The sequence below is a fragment of the Bacteroides sp. 41_26 genome, assembly GCF_949740115.1.
Classification (GTDB): Bacteria; Bacteroidota; Bacteroidia; order Bacteroidales; family Bacteroidaceae; genus Bacteroides; species Bacteroides nordii.
Map to the genome: position 1 here is coordinate 1 of NZ_CATJGZ010000009.1, position 1,898 is coordinate 1,898.

Below are 1,898 nucleotides of genomic sequence, written 5' to 3' on the forward strand. Positions count from 1 at the left end.
CAGGAGGCGAGCTGGGAAGAGTTCGGCGGCAAAGGAACGGTAAAGAGTGTAACGGTAAACGGCGAGAAGCAGACGCCGGACGCGGCCGGTAATGTGAATGTAAACGTGGATATCCTGGAAGTGGACGAAACTTTGTCCTTAGATTCCACCAATCCGGTAGAAAACAAGGTTGTAACCGCCCGTTTTAATGAGGTGGACGCTTCCACGTTGTTCAATGTAAATGCAGAGGTAAGCGAGGATGAAACATCCGTCCGTCTGTCTTTCCAGAACAAAAGCGGCGCGGAAATTACCGCTGTGGATATCCCGGCCGGTTCCGGTGGAGGTTCCGGCGAAACGGTGGCTACTAAAATTGCCTTAAATGCGGCTGTAGATAATGCGATCATAAAAGAAGGCGGAAACGCCCGTCTTACTTATACGTACGATCACCAATACACCACGGGGGACGAAAAGGGGGAATCTACCGGGCAAAAGGCGGATATCACCGTTACGATCAGGCGTGGAACGACTACCATGTATTCCCAGACGGTCAGCGACGTTTCTAAAGGCAGTTACGAACTGGACCTTTCAAGTTACTTGCTTGTTGGGAATACCGATATTTACGTAGTGGCAACCACAACCGATCCGACCACCGGCAAGAAGCAAACCCGGCAGGCGTTTACATCCGTAAAGGTTGTCAGCCTTTCCCTTACCAGCTCTTACAATCTGGCCGGGGCCATAGCCGCAGGCGGTTATACTCTGGCTGACACGATTAATATTCCTTATGCTGTCAACGGTGCCGGAACAAAGGTTGTCACGCTTTATCTGAACGGTCAGCAACAGAACGCGCACACTATTACAAGATCAGGAACGACAAACGGCAGTTTCAGTTTGTCCTCCTCTTCGCTTGTGACCGGCCGGAATACCGTTCAAATGGTTGCCGAAATGGAGGCTTCCGCCGATCTCGTGCTAAAATCTGAAAGTATCTATATTGATATCCTGAAATCCGGAGGATCGGCACCGTTCATCGGCACGATGATGAGTTTTCCGGACGGTCGTATTTTTACGGAGGATCATCTTGTTCCGCGCCTGGAAGCGGGGCAGTACGAACAGGTGAAATTTGACTTTGTGGCTTATGATCCCGCCGCGACGCCGGCTAAAGTGGACGTTTACCGGGACGGGGTGAAAACGCAGTCTGTCAGTGTGGCCCGTACTACGCAGACATATACCAACCGTTTTACGGAACAGGGTGAAATCAATATGAAATTTAAGACGGGAGCCACGGAATACCCGTTTTATATCGACGTGAGCGAAAGCGGAATCGACTTACAAGAAACTACTGCCGGGCTTGTACTGAAACTTTCGGCAGCCGGGCGGAGTAACAGTGAATCCGATCCGGGAGCCTGGGATTATGGCGACATACATACAACGTTTGCAGGTTTCGACTGGAACAGCAACGGCTGGACGGGTGACGCCCTGAAACTTACGGGAGGCGCGAAGATTGAAATCGGGTACCAGCCGTTCTCCACAGATGCGACCACTACCGGGGCTACCTATGAAATGGAAATTCTTTGTTCATCGGTAACGGACCGGCAGGGAGTGATACTGGACTGTATGGCCGGCGATATCGGTTTCCAGATGACAACGGAGCAGGCCCTTATGCGTGTTTCCGGCGGTACGGAAGTAAGTACAAAGTTTGCAAGTGATATGAACCTGAAAATAGCCTTTATTGTCGGGTCCAAGGCTGGCAAACGGTTGCTGGAACTTTATGTAAACGGAATCCGTTGCGGGGCTGTGCAGTATGGGTCTACCGAAGGACTACTGCAGGCGGAACCGGTAAACATCCGTTTGTTCAGTGATACGGCGGATGTGGAGATCAGGAATTTCCGTATTTATAACCGTGCGCTTACGGATGATGAAGA

The 1,898-nt window shown here is 51.1% G+C and carries 1 pseudogene; it reads left to right on the plus strand.

Annotated features, from left to right (window positions below):
• Nucleotides 1-1,898 (plus strand): annotated as a pseudogene (locus QX565_RS20565) (CotH kinase family protein); the annotation flags it as partial.